The following is a 17116-nucleotide window of genomic DNA, read 5'->3' as shown; positions in this document are numbered from 1 at the left end:
TCATGCGCAGGTACGGCAAGCACACCGACGAGGACGACATCCGCCAGCGCCCCAACCCCAAGGGCAACCGGCCGCGGACGAGCATCCGGCCCAAGCACGAGGACGCCTCCGAGGGCTTCGTCCTCACCGTCGACCGCGGGCGGCTGACCTGCCTGGTCGAGGACCGCACGGTCCACGCGATGAAGTCAAGGGAACTGGGCCGCAAGGCGGCGGTGGTCGGCGACCGGGTCTGGATCGTCGGCGACCTGTCCGGCAAGAAGGACACCCTCGCCCGGATCGTGCGGATCGAGGAGCGCAAGTCCGTGCTGCGGCGCACCGCCGACGACGACGACCCGTACGAGCGGGTGGTCGTGGCCAACGCCGACCAGCTGGCCATCGTGACGGCCCTGGCCGACCCGGAGCCGCGGCCCCGGATGATCGACCGCTGCCTGGTGGCCGCGTACGACGCCGGGCTGGAACCGCTGCTGGTGCTCACCAAGTCCGATCTGACCTCCGCCGACAAGATCCTGGAGATCTACTCGACGCTCGGCGTGAACTACGTGGTGACCAACCGCGAGGAGCTCGCGACCGGCGACGCGGCCGACAAGGTGCGCGAGCGCCTGGAGGGCCGGATCACCGCGTTCGTGGGGCACTCGGGCGTCGGCAAGACCACCCTGGTCAACTCGCTGGTGGCGCCGGACCGCAAGCGGGCGACCGGCGTGGTCAACGCGGTCACCGGGCGCGGCCGCCACACCACCACCTCCGCCCTGGCGCTTCCGCTGCCCGGGATGGACGGCTGGGTCATCGACACCCCGGGCGTGCGGTCCTTCGGCCTGCACCACGTGGACCCGTCCCGGGTGATCCTGGCCTTTCCCGACCTGGTGCCGGGTACCGAGGAGTGCCCGCGCGCGTGCAGTCACGACGAGCCGGACTGCGCGCTCGACAAGTGGGTGGAGGACGGCCACGCCGACCCGGCGCGGCTGTATTCGCTGCGGCGGCTGCTGGAGACGCGGGAGCGCCGCGAAGGCGACTGACACGTCGTCGGGTTTGCCGAAGATCGCGTCTGGACAAATGCATAATCGCACCAAGTGACGAGAATTCACGTGACGCGGGGAGGCATTCGACATGGCGTGGCTGCTCGTCGTGGTTGCGGGAATCCTGGAGACCGGCTTCGCGGTCTGCCTCAAGCTGTCCCACGGCTTCACCCGGCTGTGGCCGACCGTCGCGTTCGCCTGCTTCGCGCTGGGCAGCTTCGGCCTGCTCACCCTGGCCCTCAAGAAGCTGGACGTGGGTCCGGCGTACGCGGTGTGGACCGGTATCGGCGCCGCCGGGACGGCCATCTACGGCATGGTCTTCCTCGGCGACCTGGTCTCCACCCTCAAGCTCGTCTCGATCTCCCTGGTGATCCTCGGGGTCATCGGGCTCCAGCTGTCCGGTTCTGCGCACTGAGCAGCCGCAGCAGTTCCCCCGCCCCCGGCTCCTCCCCCGGGGCCACCACGTAGGAGAGCGCGAGCCGTATCGCGAGCTCGCACCGCTGGAGGTCCTCCGCCGGCATGAGCGCGGCCGCCGCCCGGTCCCGGACGGCCCGGGCCAGCTCTCCGGGCCCGGGAGCGCGGCCCGAGGCGGGCAGGTCCGGGTCCCAGAACCCGGTCAGCAGGGCCCGTACGAGGGGATGCGCGCGAGCAGCCCGTACGGTCCACTCCGCGACCGCGGCGAGCCGTTGGGCGGTCGGGCCCGGGGTGGACAGGGCCCGCTCCACCCCGTCGAGGTACCACTCGCCCTCGCGCCGGATCAGGGCGCGGCCCAGGCCCCCCTTGCCGCCGAACTCGTTGTAGAGGGTCTGCCGGGACACCCCGGCGGCCGCCGCGACGTCGACCATCCGCACGGCCGGCCAGGGGCGCGCGGAGAGCGCTGCTCCCGCCGCCTCCAGCAAGGTCTCCCGGGCTGCCGGCATCGTCGCCTCCCACTGGGCCGTCCCGCTGGGTCCCCCCGGGCCAGAGTTGACGGGCCGACAGATCCTGTCAAGGGCGCGTCCCGGCCGCCGCGGCCGCCGCGATACTGTTCGGCCATGTCCGAGTATGACGATGACCTGCGCCTTGCCCTCGAACTCGCCGACGCGGCCGACGTCGCGACGATGGAGCGGTTCCGTGCCCTCGACCTCAAGGTCGAGACGAAGCCGGACATGACCCCGGTGAGCGAGGCGGACCAGGCCGCCGAGGCGATCATCCGGGCGGGCATCGAAGCCGCCCGGCCCGACGACGCGATCCTCGGCGAGGAGTACGGCCTCCAGGGCAGCGGCCCGCGGCGCTGGGTCGTGGACCCGATCGACGGTACGAAGAACTACGTGCGCGGGGTCCCGGTCTGGGCGACCCTGATCTCCCTGATGGCGGAGGGCGAGGACGGCGTCTTCCGCCCCGTGGTGGGCGTGGTGTCCGCGCCCGCGCTGGGCCGCCGCTGGTGGGCGGTGCGGGGCGGCGGCGCGTACGCGGGAGGCGCGCTCGGCGAGACCACGCCGATCGGCGTCTCGAAGGTGGCCGGGCTGGGCGACGCCTCGTTCGCGTACTCCTCGCTGACCGGCTGGGAGGAGCAGGGACGCCTCGCCGGCTTCCTGGACCTGACCCGCGCCTGCTGGCGGACGCGCGGCTACGGCGACTTCTGGCCGTACATGATGGTCGCGGAGGGCTCGCTGGACCTGTGCGCCGAACCGGAGCTGAACCTGTGGGACATGGCGGCCATCGCCGTCGTGGTCCAGGAGGCGGGCGGCCGGTTCACCGGCCTGGACGGGGTGGACGGGGTGCACGGCGGGAACGCGGCGGCCTCGAACGGGCTGCTCCACGAGGAGATGCTGGAGCTGCTGCGCCCGCGCGCCTGAGTGCGCCCGAGCGCCGGGCCGCGGCCTGTGCGTGCCCCCTTGTTGACGGTGCGTGTCCGTGGGAATCTGAGAATCCCCCCGCTTGTGCGCTTGTGAATCCTTTCTCTAGGATCCGCGGGCGCACCACACCCGAGCGGAGGGAACTCACCCCAGGAGGTGGCTCTCTTCATGCTCGTCCGTGACGCAATGAGCACCGTGATCCTCACCCTCGGACCCGCGCACACCCTGCGCCAGGCGGCCTGCCTGATGTCGGGGCGGCGCGTCGGCGCAGCCGTCGTACTCGACCCCGACCACAGCGGGATAGGCATCCTGACCGAGCGCGACATCCTCAACTCGATCGGCGCGGGACACGATCCCGACCACGAGACCGTGGGTGCGCACACCACCAACAACGTGGTGTTCTGCACCCCGGACGCCACCCTGCAGGAGGCGGCCGAGGCCATGGCCCACGGCGGCTTCCGGCACCTGATCGTGCTGGAGCACGGCGGCCCGGTGGGCATCGTCTCCGTGCGCGACGTCATCCGCTGCTGGGTGCCCGCGCGGCGCACGGTCGCGGCATAGCGCGACGACGGGCCGGAACCCGCGGGGGTTCCGGCCCGTCACCTTGCCACGGCAGGCGGCCTAGCCGCGAAGGGCCTGGACCGCGGCGTCGAGCCGCTTGCCGAAGTCGCCGTCCGCCCGGCGGAAGTTGTCGATCGCGCGCTCGGCGATGTCGTCACGGGAGACCTTGGCGATGAAGCCGGCCAGGTTCTCGATGAGACGGGACTTCTCGTCCTCGGAGTACAGGCGGTAGAGGTTGCCCGCCTGGACGAAGTCGTTGTCCTCGCGGTGGATCGGCGCGGCGTGGTTGCCCGTGCCGCCGGTCACCGGGAGGGGCTGCCACAGCGGGCGGCCGGTCTGGTGCGGGCCGCCGAAGCTGTTCGGCTCGTAGTTCTTCGCACCCTTGTGGCGGCCGTCGTACAGGTGGCCGTCGCGGGAGTGGGTGCGCGCCTCGGCGGCGTGCGGGCGGTTCACCGGCAGGTGGTCGGCGTTGACGCCGACGCGGTAGCGGTGGGCGTCGCCGTAGCCGAAGAGGCGGCCCTGGAGCATCTTGTCCGGGGACGGACCGATACCGGGGACGAAGTGGGCCGGGCTGAAGATGCTCTGCTCGACCTCGGCGAAGACGTTGTCCGGGTTGCGGTTGAGCTCCAGCGTGCCGATCTCGATCGGCGGGTAGTCCTCGTGCGGCCACACCTTGGTGAGGTCGAACGGGTTGAAGCGGTAGGTCGCCGCCTCGGCCTCCGGCATGATCTGGACCTGCACGGTCCAGGTCGGGAACTCGCCGCGCTCGATGGCCTCGCGCAGGTCCCGCTGGTGGCTGTCCGGGTCCTCGCCGGCGAGCCGGTTCGCCTCGGCCTGGGTGAGGTTCTTGATGCCCTGGTCGGTCTTGAAGTGGTACTTGACCCAGAAGACCTCGCCGGCCTCGTTGTTCCACTGGAACGTGTGCGAGCCGTAGCCGTTCATGTGGCGGTAGGACGCCGGGATGCCGCGGTCACCGAACAGCCAGGTCACCTGGTGGGTCGACTCGGGCGACAGGCCCCAGAAGTCCCAGACGTTGTCCGCCTCCTGCGAGCCCGTGTACGGGTCGCGCTTCTGGGTGTGGATGAAGTCCGGGAACTTGATCGCGTCCTTGATGAAGAACACCGGGGTGTTGTTGCCGACGAGGTCGTAGTTGCCCTCTTCGGTGTAGAACTTCAGCGCCCAGCCGCGCGGGTCGCGCACGGCGTCGGCGCTGCCGAGGCTGCCCGCGACGGTGGAGAAGCGCAGGAAGGTCTCGGTCTGCTTGCCGACCTCGGACAGGAACGCGGCGCGGGTCCACTGCGAGACGTCACGGGTCAGCGTGAAGGTGCCGTACGCCCCGGCGCCGCGGGCGTGCACCACGCGCTCCGGAATGCGCTCGCGGTTGAAGTGCGCGAGCTTCTCGAGCAGCAGCTGGTCCTGGACGAGGACGGGCCCGCCGACACCTGCCGTCTCGCTGTTCTGGTTGTCGGCGACCGGAGCCCCGGCCTCCGTGGTGAGCGGTCCCTGCGTCACGTGCGCCTCCTGCGTCATTCCTGCGTGTCCTGTCCCTGGCGTTTGTCCAACCGAGGCTACATTAGACTTTGTCTAAGTCAAGTAAGCATCTAAATCCGTATCGCTTCGGGAGTTACACCGGATACCCCTCACTGTTAGGCTGGCGTACATGAGTGACCTGCTGGAACGACTTCGCGGACGCGGATGGCGCATGACCGCACAGCGGCGTGTCGTGGCCGAGGTGCTCGACGGTGACCACGTTCACCTGACGGCCGACGAGGTACACGCGCGCGCCGTGGCCAAACTGCCGGAGATCTCCCGGGCGACGGTCTACAACACGCTGGGCGAGCTCGTGACGCTCGGCGAGGTGCTGGAGGTCTCCACGGACCGCCGCGCCAAGCGGTACGACCCGAACGCCCACCGGCCCCACCAGCACCTGGTGTGCGCCCAGTGCGGCGCGATCCGCGACGTCCACCCGGCGGGTAACCCGCTGAGCGACCTGCCGGACACGGAGCGCTTCGGCTTCGTGGTCTCGGCGGTCGAGGTGACCTACCGCGGAATCTGCCCGAACTGCGCCGCCGCCTGAACCCGGACACGAGCAGGGCCCGGACTCCCACGGAGTCCGGGCCCTGCTGCTTCTCATATGCGAAACGACTCAGGGCCCGGATCCATGGGATCCGGGCCCTGAGTCTTCAGTAGCGGGGACAGGATTTGAACCTGCGACCTCTGGGTTATGAGCCCAGCGAGCTACCGAGCTGCTCCACCCCGCGTCGGTAAACACGACTTTACGTGAGGCCCCACGACAGATGCAAATCGGTTAACGGACGCCGGCCGAGCCCCCGGGCCGGGATCAGGCCGAGAGCTCCTCGGCGAGGGCGTCGCGGAGCCGGGCCGCCCGCTCCGAGACCTCCGCCGGGCCCAGTTCCATGGCGCGCACGCACCACTTCTGCCCCTCGGCGAGGTCCCCGTGGCGCGCCGCCAGCAGCCCCAGCCGCAGCGCGGCGCGGCCGTGGCCGGCCACGGCGGCGCGGGTCCACCACAAGGCGGCCTCCGGCTCGCTCCCCTCGCGGGCCAGCAGCAGCCCGAGGTTGAACGCGCCGTTGCGGGAACCGGCCTCGGCCGCCTCCCGGTACCAGCGCGCGGCGGCCGTCAGGTCGCCCCGGGCGGCGGCGAGCATGCCGACGCGCACCTGCGCCCGGCGGTGCCCCAGCTCGGCGGCCCGCTCGTACCACTCCTCGCTCTCGGTCCGCGGGGCACCGCCCACCGGCTCGCCCAGCGCCACCGGCTCCGGCGGCGGCGCCAGCGACTCCAGCAGCGAGGCCAGCCGGAAGGCCGCCTCCGCACTGCCGCCGCCCGCCGCGCACCGCAGGTGCCGCTCGGCCGCCCGCTCCTCGCCGTCGCGCACCAGCGCGATGCCCACCTGGAGCGCGGCGTCGGTGTGACCGGCCGACGCGGCCCGCTCGTACCACTTCAGCGCCGTGCGGTCCTCGTCGCGGCTGGCGAACAGGATCCCGAGGTTGAAGGCGGCGTCCACGCTGCCCGCCTCGGCCGCCTTCGAGAACCACGGCTCCGCGCCCGCCGCGTCCCCGCCCTGGAGCAGCAGAATGGCGAGCGCGTTGGCCGCCTCGCGGTGGCCCGCGTAGGCCGCCCGCCGGTACCACTGCTCGGCCTGCGCGGTGCGGTCCTGTGCGACGCACAGCAAAGCAAGGTTGTACGCCCCGTTCTGGTCGCCCGCGTCCATGGCGGTGCGGTACCAGCGCTCGGCGGTCTGGGTCTCGCCGCGGGCGGCGTGCAGGGCGCCCAGCGCGTTCGCGGCGTTGCCGTCGCCGTCCTGGGCAGCGCGGTGCCACCACGCGGCGGCGCTGTCCTCGTCCCCGGCGTCGCGCAGCAGGAACCCCAGTGCGCAGGCCGCGCGGGCCTCGCCCTGCTTGGCGGAGGTCAGGTACCAGCGCCCGGCCTCCTTGAGCTCCCCGCGCGCCTCGAGCAGCGCGCCCAGGTGCAGGGCGGCCCGGCGGTGTCCGCGCGCGGCGGCCTGCCGGTACCACTGCTCGGCCTCGGCGGGGTCGCCCTTGCGCAGGTGCCGTGCCAGCCGGTACGCGGCTTCGCGGTGCCCCTGCTCCGCCGCTGCGCGGAACCACCGCTCCACGCCCTTGTCCCCGCGGTGCTCGAGGAGGTCCGCCAGACCGTACGCCCCCAGCGCGTGGCCGGATTCCGCCGCCTGGCGGAGCCAGTACTCGGCGGCGGGCTCGTCCCCGCGCTCGCGGAAGTGGCGGCCCAGGGCGTGCGCGGCCGGAGCGGATCCGGCCACGGCGGCGACCCGCCACCAGCCGGCCGCCTCCTCCGGGTAGCCCCGCTGGTGCAGCAGTACGCCCAGGTTGTTCGCGGCGGCCCGGTCCCCTTCCCCCGTGGCGCCGCGCAGGTACGGCTCGGCCCCGTCCAGGTCGCCGCGGCGCAGCAGCAGCGCACCGAGCACGCTCATGGCGCCCGGGTCGCCCTTGTCGGCGGCCACCCGGTGCCGGGCCTCGAGCTCGGCGTCGCTCGCCGCGTCGGTCTCGGCGAACATTTCCTCCGCGAAATCCGCATCGGTCAGCGCGGTTTGCGCGTTGACAACGGGAGCCGAGTCACCGGCTCCCGTACCCGGCTCGGCATCCGCCCTCGCAAACCGCCCTGTCTCCAGCAGAGTTGACCTGTCCCCCATAAATCCCATCGTCGCATCACCTGCTACCCGCGTACACCTGGTATGTCGCAGCCAGTGAGGTCACTACAGCGTTTTGTCGACATGCCCATAGAGCGTCAAGTCAAACACGCTCCCGCCCCAACTCACCCGTCTCAGCTAACGCGTGTCCACCCCGGACATGACGAAGGCCCGGATCCCATGGATCCGGGCCTTCGTCTTCAGTAGCGGGGACAGGATTTGAACCTGCGACCTCTGGGTTATGAGCCCAGCGAGCTACCGAGCTGCTCCACCCCGCGTCGGTGAAACCACAGTATCACGACGCGGGACGGAGCCATTACCGGTTTTGGCCGGTCAGCCGCCAGGCTTGGGGGCCGTCAGCTTCGCCTCCGCGTCGATCGCCCGCTTCAGCGCCGCCTTGATGTCCTCCTGCGCCTTGCCGAAGGCCGCCCAGTCGCCTGCCTGCCGGGCCTTCTCGGCATCCTCGATGGCCTTCTGGGCATCGGCGAGCGCCGCCTTGACCGTCGGGTCCTGGCCGGTGGCCGGGGGCGTGGTGGTGCCCTCGCCCGGAGGCTGGGCCGGCGGCACCGGCGTGGTCGGAGCCTCGGCCCCGAAGACCACGTTCAACGCCTTCTCCAGCGTGTCCTCGAACGCGGTCTGCCCGCCGTACGTCACCAGCACCTTGCGCAGCAGCGGGTACTTCAGCCCCGAACTGCGCACGTACACCGGCTCCACGTAGAGCATTCCGCCGTCGAGCGGGACCGTGAGCAGGTTTCCGTACTCGACCTCCGAGTCACCACCGCGCAGCAGGCGGATCGACTCGGCGATCTTCGGCTCGGACTGGAACTTGCTCTGGACCTGCTTGGGGCCGTCGACCGGCTTGCTGGTCGGCAGCTTCAGGACGCTGATCTTGCCGTAGTCGGGGGTGCCCGGATCGGCGTTGACCGCCATGAAGGCGCTCAGGTTGTCCCGCTCGTTCGGCGTGAACGTCGTGGTGAGCGAGAAGACCTGGTCCTTCTCCGTCTGGCCCGGCAGCTTCATCGACAGGTAGTACGGCGGGACCGCTGTGCCGGCCTTGGTCGTCGGGTCGTCGGGGACGGCCCAGGCCTCACTGCCGCTGAGGAAGGTCTGCGGGTCGGTGACGTGGTAGCGGGTCAGCAGCTCGCGCTGGACCTTGAACAGGTCCTGCGGGTAGCGCAGGTGGTCCATGAGCGGCTTGGAGATGTCGCTCTTGGGCTTCACCGTGCCCGGGAACGCCTTCATCCAGGTCTTCAGGACCGGGTCCTGGGTGTCCCACTGGTACAGGCTGACCGTGCCGTCGTAGGCGTCGACGGTGGCCTTCACCGAATTCCGGATGTAGTTGACCTGGTTCTCCTGCGCCACGACCGCGCGCTGGCTGTTGGTCAGCGAGTCCGCGGTGCTCTGGCCCAGCGTGGTGCGCGAGGCGTACGGGTAGCCGTTCGTGGTCGTGTACGCGTCCACGATCCACTTGACCCGGCCCTCGACGACCGCCGGGTACGGGGCGCCGTCGATGGTCAGCCACGGGGCGACGGCCTCGACGCGCTCCTTGGGCGTGCGGTTGTACAGGATCCGCGAGCCGTCGCCGATGGCGCCGGAGTAGAGGATCTGCGGCTCGCTGAAGGTCAGCGCGTACGCCGCCCGGTTGATCGGGTTGTCGAGGCTGACGCCGGACTTGCCGGTGTAGCTCGTCTCCTTCTCGCCCTTGTCGTCCGAGTAGTCGAGCTCCTTCTGCGGTCCGCCGACGATCGAGTACTGCTTCGTCTGCTCGCCGTAGTAGATGCGCTGCTCGAAGTCCGTGCCGAACATGCCCTTGGAGGGCAGGTCGGACTGGGTGAAGTCGGGAGCGCCCTGGTCACCGACGGTGGTGCCCTTGGCCGCGACCACGCCGTAACCGTGCGTGTACTTGAAGTGGTCGTTGATCCAGTTGTTCTTCGGGATGCCGGCGATGTTCAGCTCGCGCAGCCCGATGACCGTGTCCTGGCCGCTGTACCGGTCCACGGCGAGCGTGGACGGGAACGCGTAGTAGCCCTTGACCTGCTGGAGCTGCTGGAAGGCCGGCGAGACGATGTTCGGGTCGAGCAGGCGGACGCTGGCGGTCGTGTCGGCCGCCTTGCGCAGCTGGCCCTTGTCCGTCCCCGCGGCCGGGACGCCCGCGTAGTCCTTGACCTCGGAGCCGGCGATCCCGTAGGCGTCGCGCGTCGCCTTGATGTTCTTCTCGACGTACGGCGATTCCTTGGCCTGCTCGTTCGGCTGGACCTGGAACTTCTGCACGATCGCCGGGTACAGCCCGCCGATCAGGATCGCCGAGAGCACCATCAGGCCGAAGCCGATGACCGGCAGCTGCCAGGTGCGGCGCCACAGGGTCGCGAAGAACAGCGCGGCGCAGATCGCGGCGATGGCGATGAGGATCGTCTTCGCCGGGAGGTACGCGTTCGCGTCGACGTAGCGCAGGCCGGTCCAGTTGTCCGCGGCCTTGAAGTCACTGGACTTCACGGCGAGGCCGTACCGGTCGAGCCAGTACGCGATCGCCTTGAGCGTGACGAAGAGGCCGAGCAGCACCGACAGGTGGCCGGTCGCAGCGGCGGTGGCCCGGGGACCCGGGCTGGTCACGCGCAGTCCGCCGTACAGGTAGTGCACGACGGCCGCGGCGATCACCGACAGCACGACCGCGGCGAAGCCGAAGCCGAGGAGGAAGCGGTACCAGGGCAGGTCGAAGGTGTAGAACGACACGTCCAGGTGGAACTCGGGGTCCTTCTTGCCGAAGGGCACCCCGTTCACGTACATCAGCCAGGTCTTCCACTGGCCGGCCGCCGAGGCTCCCGCGATCAGGCCGACGAGCACGGAGATGCCCAGCAGCAGCCACCTCTTGTACGGGGCGACGCTCATCCGGTACCGGTCGAGGCTCTGCTGCTCCATCGACATCGCGCTGAGCGGCGGCCGCAGCCGGTGCGCCAGCCAGATGTTGAACCCGACGGCACCCGCCATCAGCAGGCCGAAGACGGCGAAGAGGCCGATCTTGGTCCACAGCGTGGTGGTGAAGACGGTGGAGTACTTCACGGAGCGGAACCAGAGCCAGTCCGTCCAGAAGCCCGCGAACATGATGAAGAGCATGAGCAGGACGGCCAGCACGCCCAAGGTCATGAGGAGAGTGCGGGCCCGCCTGGACGGGCGGCCGACTCTCATCCGTGGCCCCGAAGGGCCTCCGCCGCGGTCCGGCATCTGGAAAGCCAAGGTGCGCACCTCTGAAAGTCTGGGGTCCCCCCGGACGGAGTCCGGGGGAGGGTCTGGTATTCAACGGGCCCCCGATCGTAGAGCCCACTCATGCAACTTACTGAGGCTTTAGTCAGTTCCCGGTATCCGGTGGAAAGGAGGCAGGATGTTGTCCATGTCCAACCTTTCGCCTTCCCCCGGCACGCCGATGGCGGCCAGCCCGCTCACCCGGGCCTGTCTCGAGATCGACGAGTACGCGGCCGGCCTCGGCTGGGACCAGCCCGCCCGGCTGTTCGCCCTCGTCGACACCGCCAAGCTCAAGAAGCAGGAACCGCGCCTCGCCGGCCAGCTCGGCCTCGACCAGGACGACGCCGGCAAGACCTCCCTCACCCCGATCGAGCAGGACGAGCTGCCCGCCGGGACGCCCCTCGACAAGTTCCTGGGCACCATCGCCTGGCCCGACGCCGTCGTCGGCTGCGCGCTGACGGTGGAGCGGCTGATGCTGCCGCCGTCCGCGGAGGCCTCCGTACCGGAGGGGCTGAACGACAAGCAGCTGGCGAAGTGGGTCGCCGGTCACCCGGAGCGGCAGGAGGTCCGGCTGACCGTGGCCGTGCTGCGCGACGGGTCGCGGGAGTCGGCCGTACGGCTGCGCGAGAAGGACTCCTCGACCGAGGTCCTCACCGGCGGGGGCCTGGTGCCCGGCCTGGCGGAGGCCCTGGCGGCGACCTTCTCCTAGAGGTGTTCGGGGACCGGCCGGTCAGGGCTTGGCCGCGCACTGCGGCAGCCCGGCCGTGTCCCCCTTGCTGATCTTCTCCAGCGACTGCGTGGCGTCGCCGATGGTGGAGACCTTCACCAGGGTCAGCCCGTCGGGCACGTGGGCGGCCGCGGCGGCGCAGTTCTCGGCGGGCGTCAGGAAGTACCGGGCGCCGGCCTGCCGGGCGCCGATGGTCTTCATCTGGATGCCGCCGATCGGGCCGACCTTGCCCGCGGAGTCGATGGTGCCGGTGCCCGCGACGAACTTGCCGCCGGTCAGGTCCTCCGGGGTGAGCTTGTCGACGATGCCGAGGGCGAACATCAGACCGGCGCTGGGCCCGCCGACGTCGGCGAGCTTGATGTCGATCGTGAACGGGAAGGTGTGGTCGGTACCGGCCCGGATGCCGACGATGGCGTGACCGTCGCCCTCCGCCTTGCCCGCCGTGATGGTGACCTTGGTGGTGCCGGTGGGCTCGCGGTTCGCCTTCGCGGCCTCGGCCGCCTCGGCGGCGGGCACGAGGGTGAATTCGACCGGCTCGCCGGGCTTGTGCTTGGTGACGAGCTTCGCGACGTCCTCGGGGGCGGTGACGGGGGCGCCGTCCACGGCCTTGATGACGTCACCGGCGTGCAGGATGCCCTCGGAGGGGCTCGCCTTGACCACGGAGGCGACGATGACGCGGGCGGAGACCGGGATGCCGAGCTGCTTGAGGGCCGCCACCTTGGCGCTCTGCTGCGACTGGCTGAACTCCTCCGCGTTCTCCTGGGTGGACTCCTCGTCCGTCTTGCCGTTCGGGTAGAGGTTCTCGTGCGGCACGACGATGTTGTCGTCGGCCAGCCACCCGTACACCGCCTCCAGCAGGTTCATGTCGTAGTCGGCGCCGGTGACCCGGACCGTCGTCATGTTGAGGTGACCGCTGGTGGGGTACGTCTTGCGCCCCGAGATGTTGAGAACGGGCTCGCCGTGCGAGTCCCCCAGCGTGTTGACGGTCGGGCCGGGGCTCATCTCGGAGTACGGGACCTTGATGAACACTCCTGCGCAGAGCAGCGCGAACAGCACCAGGGTGGAAGCGAGCATCGTCGCAGTGCGGCGTGGCATGGATCCGACAGTACGGGACGGCCCTGACGGGCGGCCGCTGGGGCCGGTCCGTACGGGGTCCGTACGCGGAACTCTCAGGGGAATCTCAGACGGCGTCGGAGCCGGAGTGGGCCTGTGCCTTCGCCCTGGACTGTTCGGTGTTGCCCATGGCCTCGCGGAACCGCGCGTAGCCCGCGAGCTCGGATATGTCGCCTTGAGTGCGGTCGCGTGCCGCCCAGCTGCCCCATATGCCCGCGCCGATCGCGGCGAACAGCGGAATCAGCAACCACGCCAGAGACGCCATGGGCCTGTCTCCCTACCCCGAAGTACATGTCGTTGGTGGCTTCAACGCTCATGCCCGGGAGGGGGTTACGCAAATCGAGGGCGTGTTGCGCGGCCGAACGGGTGCGAGGCTACCCCCTTCCGGGGGGCGCTCCGCGACCGGGGGTTCAGCAGGCGCCGACCCATTCCTCCGTGCCGTCGGCGAAGGTCTGGTGCTTCCAGATCGGGACCTCGTGCTTGAGGTCGTCGATCAGCATCCGGCAGGCCTCGAAGGCCTCGCCGCGGTGCGGGCAGGACACGGCGACGACCACCGCGAGGTCGCCGACGGCCAGGTCGCCCACGCGGTGCACGGCGGCCAGCGCGCGGACCGGGTACTTGGCCACGACCCGCTCGGCGACCCGGCGCATCTCCGCCTCGGCCGTCGGGTGGCAGGAGTAGCCGAGCGAGTCGACGTCCGCGCCGCTGTCGTGGTTGCGCACCGTGCCGACGAAGAGGGTCGTCCCGCCCGTCGCGTCGTCGCCGACGGCCTGGAAGACCTCGTCGATCGAGAGGGGGGTCTCACGGATCGCGAGCAGCCGGATCGGGTCCTGCGCGGCCTGCTCGCCGGGGTGATCGAAGTGCGGTGCCATGTCTTCATCGTGCCCTAGCCGCTGACAAGGCGAAATAGCTGATTCGCCCGTGCCGGACCGGCCCCTTTGGGAGCCTCCTACAGAAACCCCCAGGTGGCAGCGCCCTCACACCCGCCCCGAAGCCCCCGAAATCCGCCGGCGCCGCCCGGCGCCATCCAGCCCCGCCGGCGTTTGGGGCGCGGGGTCCGGGGCGGAGCCCGGCAACGGCGCCGCACCGCGGCGGGGCCCGACCCGGCAGGGTCAGATCCCGCGCCGCTTGCGAGCCCTGCGCACCGCGGCAGCCGCACCCAGCAGAGCCACGGTCGCACCCGCCGCACCCGCGGCCGTGGCGGCGTCCTTGCGCCCCAGCCGGCGCCCCGCGACGGTGTGCCGGCCCGCGACCTCCTGGAGGAGCTCCGCCAGCACCTCCTCGTTGGTCCAGCGCGGCCGCCAGCCCGCCGCGTGCAGCCCGCTGACGCTAACCACCCACGGGTGCATCGTGTACGCGAGGTCCCCGGCCGGGGACGGCGTCAGGCCGATGCGGTGCAGCCGGGCCGCGGCCCCCAGGGCGACCGCCGAGGGGAGCTCCATGCGGCGGATGCCGCTCAGCTCCTCCACCTCCTCCTGCTCCAGCCAGCCCTCGCAGCCCACCGCGAGCTCGCCCTCGACCTTCTCCAGGGCCGCGTACTCCAGCGCGCTGACCAGATCCTCCACGTGGCAGAACTGCCAGGTGGGGCGGGACCCGGCGACCACCAGCAGGCGCGGGGACTCGAAGTACCGGGTCAGGGCGGTGTCCGTACCGCCGACCAGGACCGCCGGGCGGATCACCGTGACGTTCAGGCCGGGGTGCGCCCGCGGGGCCCGCCGCCCCAGCCGCTCGATCTCCAGCAGGTCGCCGACGCCGGTCGCCTCGGCGGTGGCCCGCAGCTCGGAGTCCTCCGAGAGCGGGATGTCGTTGTCCGGCAGGGCCCCGTAGACCATCGCGGAGGTGCACAGGACGACCCGGTGGACCCCGGCCGCCGCGGCGGCGGTCAGCACGGTCTGGGTCCCGCGCACGTTGTACGCCGTACGGGCCGCCGGATCGGTCTCCAGGTCCAGGTCGAGGGCGAGGTGGACGACCACGTCCGCACCGCGCAGCTTCTCGGCGATGGCGGGGTCCCGTACGTCCAGGACGTGCCACTGCGCGGCGGCGCAGTCCCCGCGCCGCTCGTCGATCGCCACGACCTGCTTGACCTCGTCGGAGGCGGCCAGCCGGTTCACCAGGGCCGCGCCGACGCCCGACGCGGCGCCGGTCACGGCGATCACGGGGCTGCGCCGTGACGGGCCGGCCTGGTTTCGCGCCTGGCGAACGCCGGGGACGTCCTCGCCGTGCTCGGCGCGGATTTCGGCGTCGTGCGGCGCGCGACCGGGCTTTTCCGAGCTGTGTTTGCCCAAAGCGTGCGGATCCGGGGAACTCACCAGGCGTCTCCAGCGGTTGTCTTCAGTAGGGACGCGCCGTGACGCGTACCTACCAGGTGACGTCCATCCTGCCGCAGCCCAGGAGTCGGCGGAGCACCGAGCCCCGAAGCGGGTGTGGTGTCTACGCTGGGTGGTGTTGTCGGGACCATTGCCCGCCGGCTCCCGCCGGCGGCCCTACGAGCCGAGGAAACCCGTGAGTGACACCCCATTCGGATTCGGCCTTCCGCCGGAGGAGCCGGAGAACGGCGACGAGGGCAAGAGGAAGGGCCATCAGGGCGGTCAGGGCGGCCCGAATCCGTTCGGGTTCCCGGGCATGGGCCTGCCGGGCGGCGCCGGCGGCCCGGGCGGTGCGGACAATCCGTTCGCCGCGATGTTCGGTTCGATGAACCCGAACGACCTCGGTGCGGCCTTCCAGCAGCTCGGCCAGATGCTCAGCTACGAGGGCGGTCCCGTGAACTGGGACATGGCCAAGGACATCGCCCGCCAGACCGTCGCGCAGGGCACGGCGGACGGCGTGAAGGACACCAGTGTCGGCGTCGCCGAGAAGTCCGCCGTGGAGGAGGCCGTGCGCCTCGCCGACCACTGGCTGGACGGCGCGACCTCGCTGCCCTCGGGCGCCACCACGGCCGTGGCGTGGAGCCGCGCCGAGTGGGTCGAGGCGACCCTCCCGGTGTGGAAGGAGCTCGTGGACCCGGTCGCCGAGCGGGTCGGCGCGGCCATGGGCGGGGTCCTGCCCGAGGAGATGCAGGCCATGGCGGGCCCGCTGCTCGGCATGATGCGCTCCATGGGCGGGGCCATGTTCGGCCAGCAGATCGGTCAGGCCGTGGGCGTGCTCGCGGGCGAGGTCGTCGGCTCCACCGACATCGGGCTGCCGCTGGGTCCGGCCGGCAAGGCCGCGCTGCTGCCGGTGAACATCGAGAGCTTCGGCAAGGACCTGGGCGTCCCCGCCGAGGAGGTGCGGCTGTACCTGGCCCTGCGCGAGGCGGCCCACGCCCGGCTCTTCGCGCACGTGCCGTGGCTGCGCTCGCACCTGTTCGGCGCGGTCGAGGGCTACGCGCGCGGCATCAAGGTCGACACCTCCAAGCTGGAGGACGTGGTCGGGCAGCTGGACCCGTCCAACCCGGAGCAGCTGCAGGAGGCGCTCCAGGGCGGCATGTTCCAGCCGCAGGACACCCCCGAGCAGAAGGCCGCCCTGGCCCGCCTGGAGACGGCGCTCGCGCTGGTCGAGGGCTGGGTCGACGCGGTGGTGCACGAGGCGGCGAAGCCCCGGCTGACCTCGGCGGACGCGATGCGCGAGACCATGCGCCGGCGGCGTGCCTCCGGCGGCCCGGCGGAGCAGACCTTCGCGACGCTGATCGGCCTGGAACTGCGCCCGCGCCGGCTGCGCGATGCCTCGCGGCTGTGGGCCTCGCTCACCGACGCGCGGGGTGTGGACGGCCGCGACGGTCTGTGGGAGCACCCGGACATGCTGCCGACGGCCTCCGACCTGGACGACCCGGACGGGTTCGTGCACCGGGAGCAGCTGGACTTCTCGGAGATCGACAAGATGCTCGGCGAGGCCGCCGAGAAGCGCGACGAGGACGGCGACGAGAAGAAGTGAGCCTGCACGACGACGCGGTCCTCGTACTGAAGGGCTACGAGGGCCAGCCCGAGCTGCGCGATGTCTACCTGGAGCACCTGGCCGCGCATCCGGACGGGGTCTACAAGCCCTGCCGGGCCGGGCATGTCACGGGCAGCGCGCTGGTGATCGACCCGCAGCGGGGGCGCGTCCTGCTGACCCTGCACAAGAAGCTCGGCATGTGGCTGCAGATGGGCGGCCACTGCGAGCCCGGCGACGACACCCTCGCCGACGCGGCGCTGCGCGAGGCCCGCGAGGAGTCGGGCATCGCGTCCGGGCTGAGCCTGCTGCCCGGCGGTCCGGTGCGCCTGGACCGGCATCCGATCCCGGCGCCCTGCAACTGGCACCTTGACGTGCAGTACGCGGCGCTGGCGCCGGCCGGGGCGGTGGCGGAGATCAGCGAGGAGTCCCTGGACCTGCGCTGGTTCCCGTACGAGGAGGTGGCGGCGGTGGCCGACACCTCGGTCGTACGGCTCCTGGAGGCGGCCTTGGCCCGGCTGTGAGCCCGGTATGG

General features: G+C 71.3%; 16 protein-coding genes and 2 tRNA genes. 8 read left to right on the top strand and 10 right to left on the bottom strand.

The genetic code is table 11. The features are described from left to right. Positions 1–2: 2 nt before the first annotated feature. Together rsgA and ACIPUC_RS21885 are read left to right on the top strand one after the other, a co-directional pair. Positions 3–1013 carry a ribosome small subunit-dependent GTPase A gene (rsgA, locus tag ACIPUC_RS21890; RefSeq protein ID WP_446591460.1) on the top strand — a complete coding sequence of 337 codons (1011 nt, stop codon included), beginning with the start codon at positions 3–5 and terminating at the stop codon, positions 1011–1013. Positions 1014–1104: 91 nt separating this feature from the next. Continuing rightward, complete coding sequence (locus tag ACIPUC_RS21885; RefSeq protein ID WP_069921864.1) at positions 1105–1428, top strand: DMT family transporter; 324 nt, start codon at positions 1105–1107, stop codon at positions 1426–1428. On the opposite strand, the gene ACIPUC_RS21880 is transcribed toward ACIPUC_RS21885, so the two are convergent. Then, complete coding sequence (locus ACIPUC_RS21880; RefSeq protein WP_446591458.1) at positions 1394–1933, bottom strand: TetR/AcrR family transcriptional regulator; 540 nt, start codon at positions 1931–1933, stop codon at positions 1394–1396. The two genes, ACIPUC_RS21885 and ACIPUC_RS21880, sit on opposite strands and share 35 nt — an antisense overlap. A 114-nt stretch (positions 1934–2047) precedes the next feature. On the opposite strand from ACIPUC_RS21880, the gene hisN reads away from it, so the two are divergent. Together hisN and ACIPUC_RS21870 are read left to right on the top strand one after the other, a co-directional pair. Beyond that, positions 2048–2851, top strand: coding sequence for a histidinol-phosphatase (hisN, locus tag ACIPUC_RS21875; protein WP_446591456.1), 804 nt, complete (start codon positions 2048–2050; stop codon positions 2849–2851). Positions 2852–3019: 168 nt separating this feature from the next. Then, a complete protein-coding gene (locus tag ACIPUC_RS21870) occupies positions 3020–3412 on the top strand; it encodes a CBS domain-containing protein (protein WP_446591454.1) in 393 nt (130 codons plus the stop codon). A gap of 60 nt (positions 3413–3472) precedes the next feature. On the opposite strand, the gene ACIPUC_RS21865 is transcribed toward ACIPUC_RS21870, so the two are convergent. Then, positions 3473–4942 (bottom strand): catalase, encoded by a 1470-nt coding sequence (locus ACIPUC_RS21865; protein ID WP_446591452.1) that lies wholly within the window; start codon positions 4940–4942, stop codon positions 3473–3475. 130 nt (positions 4943–5072) lie between these two features. Between ACIPUC_RS21865 and ACIPUC_RS21860 the strand changes: the two genes are divergently transcribed. Then, complete coding sequence (locus ACIPUC_RS21860; RefSeq protein WP_401198648.1) at positions 5073–5489, top strand: Fur family transcriptional regulator; 417 nt, start codon at positions 5073–5075, stop codon at positions 5487–5489. A 110-nt stretch (positions 5490–5599) separates the two neighbouring features. On the opposite strand, the gene ACIPUC_RS21855 is transcribed toward ACIPUC_RS21860, so the two are convergent. The 4 genes from ACIPUC_RS21855 to ACIPUC_RS21840 form a co-directional block, all read right to left on the bottom strand. After that, positions 5600–5673: transfer RNA gene (locus ACIPUC_RS21855), tRNA-Met, on the bottom strand. Positions 5674–5753: 80 nt separating this feature from the next. Then, positions 5754–7610: a tetratricopeptide repeat protein gene (locus ACIPUC_RS21850; RefSeq protein WP_446591450.1), complete on the bottom strand. Its 1857-nt coding sequence runs from the start codon at positions 7608–7610 to the stop codon at positions 5754–5756. Positions 7611–7802: 192 nt separating this feature from the next. Continuing rightward, positions 7803–7876 (bottom strand) — tRNA-Met (locus tag ACIPUC_RS21845). Between the two features lie 55 nt (positions 7877–7931). After that, on the bottom strand, positions 7932–10817 hold the full coding sequence (locus ACIPUC_RS21840) for a UPF0182 family membrane protein (RefSeq protein WP_446591881.1): 2886 nt from the start codon (positions 10815–10817) through the stop codon (positions 7932–7934). Positions 10818–10974: 157 nt separating this feature from the next. On the opposite strand from ACIPUC_RS21840, the gene ACIPUC_RS21835 reads away from it, so the two are divergent. Continuing rightward, entirely contained in the window at positions 10975–11544 is a 570-nt protein-coding gene (locus ACIPUC_RS21835; RefSeq protein WP_446591448.1) for a PPA1309 family protein, read from the top strand. Positions 11545–11565: 21 nt separating this feature from the next. Here the strand turns inward: ACIPUC_RS21835 and ACIPUC_RS21830 are convergent, their stop codons facing one another. The 4 genes from ACIPUC_RS21830 to ACIPUC_RS21815 form a co-directional block, all read right to left on the bottom strand. Continuing rightward, complete coding sequence (locus ACIPUC_RS21830; RefSeq protein WP_446591446.1) at positions 11566–12657, bottom strand: YlbL family protein; 1092 nt, start codon at positions 12655–12657, stop codon at positions 11566–11568. 85 nt (positions 12658–12742) lie between these two features. Beyond that, complete coding sequence (locus ACIPUC_RS21825) at positions 12743–12940, bottom strand: hypothetical protein (RefSeq protein ID WP_446591444.1); 198 nt, start codon at positions 12938–12940, stop codon at positions 12743–12745. Positions 12941–13085: 145 nt separating this feature from the next. Next, complete coding sequence (locus ACIPUC_RS21820) at positions 13086–13547, bottom strand: molybdenum cofactor biosynthesis protein MoaE (RefSeq protein ID WP_446591442.1); 462 nt, start codon at positions 13545–13547, stop codon at positions 13086–13088. Positions 13548–13787: 240 nt separating this feature from the next. Further along, complete coding sequence (locus ACIPUC_RS21815) at positions 13788–14909, bottom strand: SDR family oxidoreductase (protein WP_446591879.1); 1122 nt, start codon at positions 14907–14909, stop codon at positions 13788–13790. A gap of 268 nt (positions 14910–15177) precedes the next feature. Between ACIPUC_RS21815 and ACIPUC_RS21810 the strand changes: the two genes are divergently transcribed. Together ACIPUC_RS21810 and ACIPUC_RS21805 are read left to right on the top strand one after the other, a co-directional pair. Further along, the gene (locus tag ACIPUC_RS21810; RefSeq protein WP_446591440.1) at positions 15178–16584 is read left to right on the top strand and encodes a zinc-dependent metalloprotease; all 1407 of its coding nucleotides are present in this window, start codon (positions 15178–15180) and stop codon (positions 16582–16584) included. Next, positions 16581–17105, top strand: coding sequence for an NUDIX hydrolase (locus ACIPUC_RS21805; RefSeq protein ID WP_446591439.1), 525 nt, complete (start codon positions 16581–16583; stop codon positions 17103–17105). The genes ACIPUC_RS21810 and ACIPUC_RS21805 overlap by 4 nt, the downstream gene beginning before the upstream one ends. The last annotated feature ends 11 nt before the right edge of the window (positions 17106–17116 follow it).

The organism is Streptomyces sp. LARHCF249, assembly GCF_052871255.1.
This window is presented reverse-complemented; position numbering and strand designations above follow the sequence as displayed.